Raw genomic sequence first — 13206 nt, 5'->3', positions numbered from 1 at the left:
AGGACTCCGGGGGGGCAAAGGACGCTGAGAGTTTAGTGGCTTACGATCTGCTGGTCGTGCGCGATCTAAGCGTGCACCTCCCCTAGCCCACACTAAGCATCTCCGTAAGTGAAAACGAAAATGAGAAAGTGAAGCCGCCAAGCACGACTAAAATCGCGAGGACTCCAGCGATCTGAGCACTTCGTCGTTCAGACACGGCCAGCACCCCAATCAGCAGAAGGCAGCCCATCCTCACAGCATCTTGAACGCCTGGTCCGGGGCCCAGGAGGTTGAATCCGACGCTAGCCGTGATGAAAAAGCCCGCCATGGCCGCGAACATGCTCCGTCGGATGTCCATGAAGTACTCACCAAGCGGTATCGCTATCCCTGACGCGGGATTCAGGACTGCGGCGCCGATGAAGAGAAAGAGCCGCGGTGTAAGCATTACCACGAGATCCGAAACTGATTGTTACCGCGCGGCGGAGCGCGTACCACGGGGTGGGTGTTCTGCATCAAATGCCCGGAGCTTGTCACTTATTTGCCCACATGGCACCACGCATAATTGGCCGAAACCCGAACCAATGCCCAATTGCCTGATTCCTCATCCGGGTCGGTATCGAGGAACTGCTAACTCCCTGTTGCGCTCGTGCCGTGGACCAGCCAAATCGTCACCGAACTTCTCCATTCTCTGAACGCGAATCAGCAATGTCCGGAACGACTCCTGCGGCCACCGTCGCACTTACCCTGCTGACGATTCTGGCCTCGCCATTGGCCGCTCAGGAAACCCAGATCTCCTTCACTACGACGGAGGGCACATGGGTCTCACTCGACGTGGCGCCAGACGGGGGATCCCTGGTGTTCGAGTTGCTCGGGGACGTGTATTCGCTACCTGTAGAGGGTGGCCGCGCTCGGCCACTGCTCACCGGAAGGGCGTTTCAATCCCAGCCCCGGTTCTCCCCGGCCGGGCGACTCCTCGCGTACGTGAGCGACGAGTCGGGCTCGGACAACGTCTGGATCGCCGCGACGGACGGTTCGATGCCCCGTCGGCTTACCGATAAGGTGGGTGCGACAATGCTTTCGCCCGCCTGGTCCGTGGACGGTTCGGCGATCTATGTGACGGTCATCGCGTCCCAAGACTTCAGTTCCTTCGCTGAGATCTGGCGATTCAACGTCGAGTCTGGCGCAGGAGAGCGAGTGGTCGAGAACGAGAACGGACCATCTCAGCCGCTCGTGTCCGCCCCGGCACCGGGGCCCTACGGTGCCGCCCCCCACCCGAACGGATCAGACCTGTACTACACGTCGCTCACGCCACGCCCCTACGGAAGCAGGAACGGAGCGTCGAGTCGGGTTATCAGGTTGTCGCAGGAGTCCGGGCGAGCTGAGCCGGTGCTCCTGGAAAGTCCGATCGCTATGAAACCGGCCGTGACCCCCGATGGCCGACGGCTCGTCTACGGTGCGGTCAGAGACGGCCGGACGGGCCTGAAAGTGAGGGAGCTCGACACAGGAGATGAGCGCTGGCTCGCATACCCGATCCAGCGGAATCAGCTGGAAAGTCGAGCAACGCGCGACGTGTTGCCCAATTTCGGGATCACGCCGGACAGTCGAGCGCTTTTCGCCGCATGGAACGGCCGCATCCATCGGATCGACCTCGACGACGGAACCGATCGGGTGGTGCCCTTCGAGGTCGATGTCTCACTGGCCGTGACCCCGAAGCTCGATTTCCCCCGCCGGGTGGAGCAGGGGCCCGTACGGGCTCGCCGGGTGCAGCAGCTGGCGGTCTCCAGCGATGGCCGGGCGGCGTTCTCGGCGCTCGGCCGGATCTGGCTCGCCGGTCTGCGTGGCGCCGAGGCTCGACGTCTGACGGCCTCGGTCCGGCCCCGGGAGTTCATGCCGGCGTGGTCTGCGGACGGGCGTTGGGTAAGCTTTGTGACCTGGGACGAATCTGGAGGCCATCTGTGGAAGGCGCAGGCCGACGGGTCAGGGGAGCCGATCCGCGTCTCCGACAGCGCGGCCTTATGGGCTGACCCGGCGTGGACCCCGGACGGGACCTCCATCGTCGCGCTCCGGGCTCCGCTCGGATCCGCGTTGGCTGTCTCTGGTCCGGGGCAGGGGGCCGTGCCCCCCGACGCCGAGGTTGTGGTCGTTCCGTCCGAAGGTGGCACGCCACGCCGGTTGATGGCCGCCGACGGTGGGCGTAGGCCGCACTTCGGTCCGTCGTCCGACCGCGTGTACCTGGCGGGCCCGACACTCATCTCCGTCGCTCTCGACGGAAGTGACCGACGGCTCGAGGCTCGGCTTGGCCCTGATGATGGACTCGGCGAGTTGCGGCTGAGCCCCAACGGGACACACGTGATTGCCACCGGTGGTCCAGCCACCCGGCTCTTCACGACTCCGTCTCAGGGGCTGGACGGGAGCGAACTGACATCACCCGTGCCGATGGCGGTCGTCGCCGACAGGCCCGGACTCGTGGCATGGTCCGGGGACGGTGGAAGCGTGTCGGCGATCGCCGGGGTCCGACTGCAGACACTCCGGGTGTCTACCCCTAGTGCATCGCCGTTGGCGGTGGAACTCGACGTATCGCTTCCCCGAGCGACACCTGCGGGTGCCGTCGTGCTGCGTGGTGCGACGGTCGTAACCATGAACGGGTACGAGGTCGTAGAGAACGCCGACGTGGTCGTCGAGGGCAATCGAATTCTGGGCGTGGGGCCGACCGGCTCCATCGACGTTCCGGTGGGCGCCACCGAGATCGACATGAGCGGCAAGTACGTGGTGCCTGGCTTCATCGACGTGCACGCCCACTTCGCGATGAGTGGAGAGCTACCGGAGCCCGAATCGACGGTCTCCTTCGCCAATCTGGCCTACGGCGTCACGACACTTCGGAATCCTCAGGGGACGCCTGACGTCTTCGGGCTCTCGGACATGGTCGCGGTCGATGGCGTGCCCGCTCCGCGGGTGTTCTCCACCGGACCTGGGCTCTTCTCGCAGGGGACCTTCACCTCTCCCGACGAAGCCCGGAGTGTGATTGAGCCGTATCGGGACAGCTTCGGGACTCACCTTCTCAAGTGGTATATGGCCGGCCCCCGCAGCGAGCGTCAGGCGCTGATCCAGGCGGCGCGCAAGCTCGAGATGATGCCGACCACGGAGGGAGGAGCCGACACGAAGGCGGACCTCACGTATGCGATGGATGGTTTCAGCGGCCTCGAGCACGCGTTCCCCGTCGCTCCGATCCACGACGATCTCGTTCAGCTTGTGGCACGGACGGGAATCACCTACACGCCGACGGTCGTTGTGGCGTTCGGGGGCGCTCTGCCTGTGTACCGATTGCTGGCCGAGGAGAGACCGCACGAGAACGCCAAACTGAGTCGCTGGTTCGCGGACGGGAGCCTATACGCGCGCTCCTCCTCACGGGTTCTTTGGTTCTCTCCTGAGGACTACAACGACCAAGAGGTCGCGGCCGGGGCGGATGCGATTCTCGGCGCTGGCGGGCGCGTGGCGCTGGGAGGGCATGGCGAGGCCCAGGGGCTCTCCAATCACTGGGAGATGGGGTTGCTCGCGCGTGGAGGCATGAGCAATCACGACGTTCTCCGGGTCGCGACGCTGTTCGGCGCCGAAGCGATCGGGTATGCGCAGGACCTCGGGAGTGTGGAGCCGGGCAAGCTCGCTGACCTCGTGGTGCTCGACCGAAATCCCCTCGAGGACATCGCGGCGACCCAGGCGATCGCGTACGTCATGAAGAACGGGGTGGTCTATCGAGGCGAGACACTCGATGAGGTCTGGCCCAGGCAGCGACCCCTGCCGATGCCCTGGTCTCTGCGACGTGCCGATGAGCCGGGCGCCGTCGTGTCCGAGATCGAAGACCTCGTGCGAAGCACGATGGACAACGGACGGATTCCGGGCATCGCACTCGCCGTGGTCCGGAAGGGGGAGGTCCTTCTCGCGAAGGGATTCGGCATCGCGAATCTCGAGACGGACGCATCGGTCACCACCGAGTCGTTGTTCCAGTCCGGTTCACTGGGCAAGCAGTTCACGTCGGCGGGAATCATGGCCCTGGTGGAAGACGGTCTTCTCGACCTGGACGGCTCCGTGACGGAGTACCTGCCCGAAGCCCCGGAGACATGGCAGCCCATCACGATCCACCATCTCCTGACGCACTCCTCGGGCATCCCCGACTACACGAGTGAAGGGTTCGACTATCAGACGAACTACACCGAGGAGGATCTGGTAAGGATGGCCTCGGGGCTCGATCTCGAGTTTCCGGCCGGGGATCGCTGGAACTACTCGAACACCGGGTACGCCATGCTCGGAGTGGTGATGAGTCGAGTTGCGGGCATGCCGTATTGGGACTTCCTCCGAGAGCGCATCTTCGATCCTGCGGGGATGCCGACGATCCGGATCAACACGGAGAGCGACGTCGTGCCGCATCGTGCGCGGGGGTATCTGCCCGTCGCGGGCGGATGGCAGAACGCGGGCTACGTCGCTCCGATGACGAACACTACGGCCGACGGCTCGATGCTACTGAACCTCCACGACATGATCGCGTGGAACGATGTCGTCGCGAACCGTCGCCTTCTGAGTGAGCGAAGCTGGGACCTCATCTTGAACCCGATGACGCTGAACAGCGGGCGAAACTATCCGTACGGATTTGGCTGGTTCCTCGAGGAGGCCGGCGGTCAGACGGTGCGCCAGCATGGGGGCAACTGGCAGGGGTTCAGCACGCAGTTCACCCGCTTCGTCGATGACGATCTTGCGGTGATCGTTCTGGCGAATGCCCGTAGCCTTCCCGTCGCGGGATTACCGAACGGGATTGGTGCGCTGCTGAATCCGTCGCTGGCGCCGGCTCCACCACCATCGACCCGGATCGCGGATCCAGATCCGGAGGCGACCGAATACGTCGGAGAAATGCTGGCGAAGATTGCTCGAGGCGAACTCGTCCTCGACGACTTCGCGTTCATTCGACAGACTGTCTTCCCGCGCATAAGGGCCGCAATGACTGCTCAGCTTCAGGGCATGGGCGAACCGGATCGCATGGAACTCCTGGCTAGGCATCCGGTGGGCGACGATGTGTCGCTTCAGTACTGGGCGTGGTACGGCGACCAACGCTTCCGTGTGCTCGTGTCGCTCGGGCCTGGCGGGGGACTTACGTCGCTGCGCCTGATTACGGAGGCACCATGACGGCCGAGTGCCGGGTCGACGCCACGGGACGCTTTGGCTCATTCGACTCCGTTCGGCGAGCGGGCCTAGCCCTTTCATTGATCGTCATGGGTGTGTTTGCCTCGGGCTGTGCGGACGCCCTGGAGTATGACCTGCTTCTTCAGGGAGGCACCGTCGTCGACGGTACGGGGGCGCCGAGGTACGTGGCCGATGTCGCGATCCATGGAGACCGGATCGTCGCCGTGGGAGCCGATCTCCCAACCACAGGTGCTGGCCGCGTGGTCGATGCTACAGGGCTCGTGGTCGCGCCGGGTTTCTGGGACAACCATGCGCATCTGGTCACGCTCGAAGAGCACCCGGACGCCGAGAACTTCATTCGGCAGGGCATCACGACCATCCTCGCACCCCTCCACAGCCAGGATCAGCCGTTTCCGTTGGATGACTATACGGCCCGGGTGCGCATCGGTCCGAACGTGGGCTTGTTCGCCGGCCATACCTGGATCAGGAAACGGGTGATGGGACTGGAAAACCGTCCGCCGACGGACGAAGAGCTGGCATGGATGGTCGCGCTGGTCGACTCATCCATGCAGCAAGGGGCACTGGGACTCTCCACGGGACTCGAGTATGTACCCGCGGTGTTCGCGGACACCGACGAGATCGTGGCGCTGGCCGAGGTTGCAGCGCCCTATGGCGGGATCTACGTGACGCACATGCGCGACGAGGGTGTACGCGTTCTCGAGTCGATCAGCGAGACACTCGAAGTCGGGCGACGGGCGGGTATTCCGGTCCAAATTAACCATCACAAGGTGACGGGGGCCGCGCACTGGGGGCTCACCGAGCAGACCCTGGCGATGCTCGACTCGGCCAGTGCTGCGGGGCAGGAGGTTGTGCACGACGTGTACCCGTACACCGCGTTCAGCACCTACTCGGACCTCATGTTCCCGGGGTGGGCTTTGGCCGACGGTCCTGACGCATTTCAGAGTCGTGTGAACGACCAGGTGACCCGCCGTCGGATGGTCTCCGAGATGCGTACCATCTTCCTGCAACAGACTGGATCGGGGCCGGAGAGCATTCAGTTCAGGAACGTGGACTCATACCCGGAGATGCAGGGGAGGACTCTGGCCGACTTCCTCACAGAGCGAGGTCGTCCGACCACCGTGAACGAAGCCGTCGAGGCGCTGATCGAACTGCAGCTCGAGGGGGGCTTCATCGGCATCTTCGAGGGGATGGCCGAGGAGGATGTGATCCGAATCATGCGCCACCCGACCGCGATGTTCGAAACCGACGGCGACCTCGTAGAGCCAGGAGTCGGGTTCCCGCATCCCCGCACTTATGGCTCGTTCCCGCGAATCCTCGCCAAGTACGTACGGGATGAAGGAGTGCTCAGCCTCGAAGAGGCGGTAGGAAAGATGACGGGGTTACCCGCGGTGTGGATGGGTCAGAGCGAGCGTGGACTGCTCCGAGAAGGCGCGATCGCGGATGTGGTGGTTTTCGACTTCGGTACGATCCAGGACGAGGCTGACTACACCGATCCGCATCACTATTCGACCGGCGTGCTGCATGTCTTCGTGGGTGGTGTGGCGGTCCTCGAGAATGCTGAGATGACTGGCGCCCGGCCGGGGCGGTTTCTCGAGCGATCGAGGGAGGGGGCGGGCTCTGGTCGATAGCAGGGGCTCGGATAGCCCCTGTCTGAGATAGACGTTGCTACATTCGAACTGCATGTCTTTGAGGAGGACTGACCGGTGAAACGATCAGCACTGTTTACACTCTTGTTTTGCTTCGCAGTGCCAGCCGCGGGGCAGTCGGCTGCCTCGCTCCTGCCCCCGCTCGAGTGGCGGTCGATCGGACCTGACCGAGGAGGTCGTTCGATCGCGGTCGCAGGCCACGCAGAGCGTCCCTTCGAGTACTACTTCGGCGCGACGGGTGGCGGCCTCTTCAAGACGACCGATGGAGGTTCTTCATGGATCGCGGTGACCGACGGCCAGATCGGCACCGCCTCGGTCGGCGCGGTGACCGTAACCGCGTCGAACCCGGACGTCGTCTACATCGGCATGGGCGAGGTACAGCTCCGCGCGAACGTGCTCCAGGGCGACGGCGTGTACCGTTCGGACGACGGGGGCCTTAGCTGGCGCCACCTCGGCCTGGCGGACACGCATGCGATCGGCCGCATCCGGGTGCATCCGACCGACCCCGACCGGGCCTACGTGGCGGCGCTCGGGCACCCATTCGGTCCGAACAGCGAGCGGGGCGTCTTCCGGACGACCGACGGGGGCCTCAGCTGGGACAACGTCCTCTTTCGCAACGACATGACCGGAGCCGTCGACCTGGTTATGGACCCCAATGACCCGGACGTGCTCTACGCCACGCTTTGGGAGGTAATCCGGAGGCCCTGGCAGCTCTGGAGCGGTGGAGAGGGATCTGGGATCTTCAAGTCGATCGATGGCGGTGACACTTGGGCCGAACTGACCGATAGCCCGGGGTTCCCGACAGGTGTCCTCGGCAAGATCGCGGTCACGGTGTCCGGTGCCGACTCCGACCGAGTCTGGGCGAACGTCGAAGCTGATGAGGGTGGCCTCTACCTATCAGATGATGCCGGTACGACGTGGGCCCTGGTAAACGACCACCGCGACATCTGGCAGCGCGCCTTCTACTTCCAGCGTCTTCAAGCTGACCCCCTCGACCGAAACACTTTGTACATCCTGAACTTCCGCCTCATGAAGTCGACGGATGCCGGGCGAACACTCGAGACGGTTCGAGAGACACACGCCGACCATCAGGACCTGTGGATCGACCCGACGAACCCGCTCCGCATGATCGACGGTAACGACGGCGGGGGTGTGGTATCGGTGAACGGCGGCCTCACTTGGACGGGTATGCGATACCCGACTGCCCAGATCTACCGACTCGCGACGACGAACGAATTCCCCTACCACGCATGTGGCGCTCAGCAGGACAACTCGACGGTTTGTGTATCCTCAGAGCCCGGTCACCTGCAGAATCCACGCGGTATTTCCACGGAATGGATGTACTCGGTCGGCGGGGGTGAGAGCGGATATGTGGCGCCGCACCCTACGGATCCCGACATTTTCTACGCCGGGGCCACCAATGGGCTCACGCGGTACGACCGCCGGACCGGCATCGGGCGCGACATCCAGCCTTATCCGCGAATCGTCATGGGTGAGCCTGCACGAGACATGCCCGAGCGCTGGAATTGGACGTATCCTATCGCCGTGTCGGCCGCGGATCCTGGTGCGCTCTACGTCGGCTCACAGCATCTGTGGAAGTCGACGGACGAAGGCGAGAGCTGGAGGCGCATCAGCCCCGATCTGACGCGAGCAGAGCCGGAGACGATGGACGACTCCGGCGGTCCAATCGTGTACGACCAGGACGGACCAGAGATCTACGCGACGCTGTACGCCATCACGCCGTCACCCCACGACGCGGCGACGATTTGGACCGGATCCGACGACGGCTACGTGCATCTGACGCGGAGTTCGGGCGATGCGTGGTCGAACGTCACCCCGCCCGACATGCCGCCGCACACGCGAGTGATGGTCATCGAAGTCTCTCCGCACGACCCGGCGACCGCGTACATCGCGGGTATCCGATACGAGATGGACGACCGCCACCCCTACGCGTGGAAGACGAACGACTACGGCGAGAGCTGGACGAAGATCGTGGACGGAATCCCCGAGGACGCCTTCGTGCGTGTCATCCGCGAGGATCCGGGGCGGCGTGGTCTGCTTTATGCCGGCACCGAGCACGGTGTGTTCGTCTCCTTCGACGACGGCTCGCGGTGGGATGATTTGTCATTCGATCTGCCCGACACGCCGGTGACCGGGCTCTCCGTTGAGGAGCGCGACCTCGTCATATCGACGCACGGCCGATCGTTTTGGGTGCTCGACGACATCGAGACGTTGCGCCAGATCGACAATGTAGTCGCGGGTGCGGATGCCCACCTCTTCGTGCCCGGAGATGCATTTCGACGTGAAGTGCCAGCGGTGATCGACTTCGTACTAGCCGGCACCGTGCAGAACGCCCGACTCGAGATCCTCGACGTGAACGGTGACCACGTCACCACTCTGGCCGACGGCCCAGCACGCGCGGGCAACCATCGGGAAGTATGGAGGCTGCGTTATCCGGGTGCCGTGAGCTTCGACGGTATCGTACTCGAGGGAGGTAACCCGACCGTCGGGCCGTGGGCACCACCGGGACGTTACTCCGCCCGCTTGACCGTCGACGGCGTTGAGCGCCTTACCAGCTTCGTTCTGCGGCGGGACCCTCGGCTGACGGGCCTGACGGACGCCGACCTCGTCGCGCAATTCGAGCTGGCGCTCCAGATCCGCGACGCCGAAAGCATGGCGAACGGTAGCGTACTCCTGATCCGCGATCTGAGAGGGCAACTCGAAGCCAGCATATCGGACAGCGACGACACGGGATTGAGGGAATACGCCGACCGTTTCACAGGCGACATCAGCAGCCTCGAGGCCGAACTTTATCAAGTCCTAAACCAGAGCCCCAAAGACAAGATCGCCTTCCCGATCCGACTCAACGACCGCCTGACCGGGCTTCGCAATCGACTCGAACGAGGTGACGCGGCGCCGACCGCAGCGTATCTGGGTGTTTTCGAGGAGCTGTCGAGCGAACTGGACGGACATATGAGTGTTCTGCAGCGCCTGATCACGGAGGATCTGCGCCAATTGAACCGAGAGCTCTCGAGGGCCGGTCTGCCGCAGATTGTCGTGAAGGATACGTTGATCGCATGAAGCCTGAGCACGCGGCCAATGCTCCATCGTGAGTAACATCCACTCGCAACCGTCGGGCCAGGTTAGTCTCGCCATACCCCGTCTTGGCGGCTTGACTCAGCGCCCCGAGTTCCTAGTCAGTGATTGACTGGTTCGCTCTGCCTAACGAAATCTTGGCATCGTTAGGTCCAATGCTAAGACTCTAGGTGAATCGTAACGCAGAAGGTGTTCTGCCCCTGTGGTTTATAGACGTGAGATGTTATCACAATCAGAGATGACTACTGCTGAAGCCGGCCCGCTGCCGGCTTCCATGTAGGGTAGGGTGTGGCCGCCTGATTGTGGGAGACCTGCCGCGAGGGGACTTGCTGAAGAGGGCATCGTGCAGCTCGACGTGAGACCGCTTTGCCGGCTCGCGCATATAGGCCGCGCGCAGCATTTTGCTCGCATGAACCCTCCCGACCCCGTCGCCGGCCTGAATGCGGCCTTGGATGGCCGTTACCGAAGCTGTGCGCCGTGCATCTCCTCTTGGCGTCCGCGTTGACCGCTCGGAGGCGTCGGTTGGAAAATGGGTCAGCACGTCAGCGCCGCCTGCCGTGGCTCGGCCCCGCGCCGACCGCGAACTGCCGAAGGGGCGGTTTCGTGCGCCTGCCCTTGCTCGTACTGATCGGCCTCTCGCTCATGGCGACCGAAGCGCGCGCTCAGGAGCTGCCGGGAGGCGGGCTCTCCGCACGAGGTTCCATCGCCTTGATCCCCAAGGAGGCCACGGCGCTCGAGGTGCCGTCGAGTAGCGTCCGCGTCGATGGACGACTCGATGAGGCATTCTGGGCGCAGGCGCGCCCCGTCGTCGACTTCGTCCAGAAGGAGCCGATCGAGGGCGTGGCACCCTCGGAGCGCACGGAGGTTCGCTTCGTCTTCGACGACGAAGCCCTGTACGTCGGCGCCCGGATGCACAGCAGCGGGGGGCGCGCAGCTATCCAGGCCCCCCTTGGCCGCCGAGACGGCGGCGAGCTTGCCGAGCACGTGCTTATCTCCCTCGATACGTATCTGGACGGTCGTACCGCATACACGTTCGGCGTCACCGCTTCAGGCGTGCGCCTCGACCACTTCCATCGCACGGACAGCGAGAGAGACATCGATCGCGGCTTCGATCCCGTTTGGAAGGCGAGCGTCATCATCGACGAAACGGGGTGGACGGCCGAGATGTGGATCCCCCTCTCACAGCTTCGTTACAGCGAGTTCGGTGACCAGACGTGGGGCCTCAACATCCAGCGGTGGATTCCGTCGAAGAACGAGTCCGACTACTGGGTGGCCGTTCCGCGAACCCAGCGCGCATGGTCGTCCCGATTCGGCCAGCTGCGGGGGGTTCGCGCGGGCGATCTCGGGCGACGTCTCGAGCTGTTACCCTACGCGGCGGCCGGGTCGAGCCGCAACGGTGACCGGGATCTGGCGAACCCGTTCGACGACGGACTCAATCTCGAGGGACGGACCGGGCTCGACCTCAAGATGGGGCTCGGTTCGAACCTGACGCTCGATGCGACGATCACGCCGGACTTCGGCCAGGTCGAGGCAGATCCCGCGGTCGTGAACCTGACCGACTTCGAGACCCTCTTCCCGGAGCGACGCCCCTTCTTCACCGAAGGGAGCGCGCTGATCAACGGGCCGGTCAACAACTACTTCTACTCGAGGCGCATCGGGGCCCGCCCGGTGGGCCGGGCCGCGGGCGACTACGTCGACCAACCGAGCAGTTCGACGATTCTCGGTGCCGCCAAGCTGACCGGTCGTCTACCCTCCGGCACTCTGATCGGGGTCCTCGTGGGCGTCACCGGCGAAGAGAACGCCAACACCTTCGACGTGATCCCCAACGTCTTCGACGAGACGAGGGTGGCGCCGCGCACGACTTATGGCGTCGCCCGGGTCCAGCAGGAGTTCGGGTCCGATGGGTCGTCCGCGGGGCTCATGGTCACGGGGGTCCACAGGGACGTTGCGACGGGTGATCCCCTCGCTGCTCTCTTGGTGCGCAACGCGCTGACGGTGAACGGGAATACCTTCCTCCGTTTGGGTGGGGCGACCCACGAAGTCTCGATCAGTGGCGGGCTCACCCACGTCGATGGAGACAGCGAGGCGATCACACGCCTGCAGCGCAGCAGCTCGCGGTATTTCCAGCGGCCCGATGCCACACATGTGCGTTTGGATCCGACGCGCACTCAGATGCTCGGAGCCAAGGCGACCATCCGGGCCGAGAGAATCAGCGGCGAACACTGGCTTTGGAACGTGAACGCCGACCTCGAGTCGCCCGAAGGCGAGTTCAACGACGTCGGGCGGCTGGTGTCGGGCGACGGCCTGGCGCTTCGCCCCTCGCTGACCTACCGCGAGTCGACGCCGGGGCGGTGGTTTCGGAGTTCCCGGCTCAGCCTGAATCAGGCGTACGAATGGAACTTCGCGTACGAGCGCCAGCAGACGATGCTGACGCCGTCTGCGTCGGTCACCTGGAGCAACTTCTGGACGACCCGCGTCTCGACACAATTCAACCTGCCGGCTCAGAACCAGCGCCTGACGCGTGGTGGACCGTCGATGGGGACACCGTTCGGATGGAGCTCCACGATCAATCTCGGCAACAGTACGTCCGCACAGACCCGGTGGAACGTGAGGCTGGAGTACGGGCAAGACGACGACGGGCGCCGTTCGCAGAGTTTCGGCGGCGGAGTGTCGATGGTGCCGAGTCCGCGGTGGCAGGTGTCTCTGTCCCCGTCGTTCGACCACGAGATCAATCCCCGACAGTACGTTCTCGCCGAGGACGGCGGCGGCCCCGAGACCTTCGGCGGACGCTACGTCTTCGCGTTCACCGACCGAACGACGCTGGCGATGGAGGCTCGCGTCAACTTCACGCTCAAGCCGGATGTGAACCTCGACTTCTACGCCCAGCCGTTCGCGGCGAGCGGGCGCTTCTACGACTTCGGTGAGCTCGAAGCGGCGGGAAGCCGGTTCCTGCGCACGTACGGTGCCGACGGCACGACGATCACTCCGTCCGGGAGCGGGTCGCACACCGTCGTGGATGCTCTCGACACATTCGTGATCCCCAACCGCGACTTCAACGTGCGCTCGTTCCGTAGCACCATGGTACTGCGCTGGGAGTGGCGCCCGGGGAGCACGCTCTACCTGGTGTGGCAGCAAGACCGCGCGGACGGAGAGTCGGTAGGGAACCGAATCGGAATCGATGACCCGTTCAGAGCGGTGACCGCTACCGGCAACAACTTCTTCGCGATCAAGTTGAGCTATTGGCTGGGAGGCCTGCTCGGCGCCTGAGCTCGCTTGACTCGGCAAGCGTCTCAGG

The 13206-nt window shown here is 64.2% G+C and carries 5 protein-coding genes; 4 read left to right on the top strand and 1 reads right to left on the bottom strand.

Going from position 1 to position 13206, the window contains the following annotated elements; translation table 11 throughout:
- Window positions 1-82 precede the first annotated feature (82 nt).
- Window positions 83-424 (bottom strand): hypothetical protein, encoded by a 342-nt coding sequence (locus OSA81_11700; GenBank protein ID MDE0899673.1) that lies wholly within the window; start codon window positions 422-424, stop codon window positions 83-85.
- 260 nt (window positions 425-684) lie between these two features.
- On the opposite strand from OSA81_11700, the gene OSA81_11695 reads away from it, so the two are divergent.
- From OSA81_11695 to OSA81_11680, 4 genes are all read left to right on the top strand, one after another.
- The gene (locus tag OSA81_11695; GenBank protein ID MDE0899672.1) at window positions 685-5151 is read left to right on the top strand and encodes a serine hydrolase; all 4467 of its coding nucleotides are present in this window, start codon (window positions 685-687) and stop codon (window positions 5149-5151) included.
- Window positions 5148-6797 (top strand): D-aminoacylase, encoded by a 1650-nt coding sequence (locus OSA81_11690; protein MDE0899671.1) that lies wholly within the window; start codon window positions 5148-5150, stop codon window positions 6795-6797. The genes OSA81_11695 and OSA81_11690 overlap by 4 nt, the downstream gene beginning before the upstream one ends.
- A gap of 75 nt (window positions 6798-6872) precedes the next feature.
- Entirely contained in the window at window positions 6873-9896 is a 3024-nt protein-coding gene (locus OSA81_11685; GenBank protein MDE0899670.1) for a hypothetical protein, read from the top strand.
- A gap of 618 nt (window positions 9897-10514) precedes the next feature.
- Window positions 10515-13178: a DUF5916 domain-containing protein gene (locus OSA81_11680; protein ID MDE0899669.1), complete on the top strand. Its 2664-nt coding sequence runs from the start codon at window positions 10515-10517 to the stop codon at window positions 13176-13178.
- The last annotated feature ends 28 nt before the right edge of the window (window positions 13179-13206 follow it).

This window comes from Longimicrobiales bacterium, from assembly GCA_028823235.1.
Classification (GTDB): domain Bacteria; phylum Gemmatimonadota; class Gemmatimonadetes; order Longimicrobiales; family Gaopeijiaceae; genus UBA2589.
The sequence above is the reverse complement of the archived record's forward strand: the minus strand, read 5'-3'. Positions and strand labels throughout refer to the sequence as shown.

Excerpts from the sequence above, each read along its gene's own strand:
- OSA81_11690 (MDE0899671.1), top strand. The coding sequence starts at position 5,148 with ATGACGGCCGAGTGCCGGGTCGACGCCACGGGACGCTTTGGCTCATTC.
- OSA81_11700 (MDE0899673.1), bottom strand. The coding sequence starts at position 424 with ATGCTTACACCGCGGCTCTTTCTCTTCATCGGCGCCGCAGTCCTGAAT.
- OSA81_11695 (MDE0899672.1), top strand. The coding sequence starts at position 685 with ATGTCCGGAACGACTCCTGCGGCCACCGTCGCACTTACCCTGCTGACG.